Below are 379 nucleotides of genomic sequence, written 5' to 3'. Positions count from 1 at the left end.
CAACATACACCGGGGACCCTTTGACGATCAGATGGCCGACGGCGTCGATCATGTGCGCGCTCACGCCCGACGTGAGCCGTTCCTCTGCTGCCATATCACGCGCGCAGTGCTCACATACGCCTGCGCACGGGCCAGATGACCCGTGGGAGGCGGACAATCGGCCAGACGGTCGTAGAGGGTGATCATCTCGTTGATCAGCACTCTTCCCTCAGTGGTCAGCGCCCCCGAACCAGCCAGTACGGGCAGGACGGCTCCTACTTGTTCCCGGCAGCGGGCGTGTTCGGCCCAGGCGAGATCGCGGTGGGTGACGCGCTCCGCGCCGCGTGCGAAGCGCTGCCAGTAGTCGGCGAGCGCCATGTGCGAGTAGGCGCCCTGGAGC

1 protein-coding gene is annotated in these 379 nt (G+C 66.5%); it reads right to left on the bottom strand.

Translation table 11 applies throughout. From position 1 onward, the window contains the following. Window positions 1–60 precede the first annotated feature (60 nt). A partial coding sequence (locus AC1DUE_RS20715) for an aKG-HExxH-type peptide beta-hydroxylase (protein WP_477041276.1) occupies window positions 61–379 on the bottom strand: 319 nt, incomplete at its 5' end.

This window comes from Cellulomonas sp. P4_A2, from assembly GCF_056402515.1.
The sequence above is the reverse complement of the archived record's forward strand: the minus strand, read 5'-3'. Positions and strand labels throughout refer to the sequence as shown.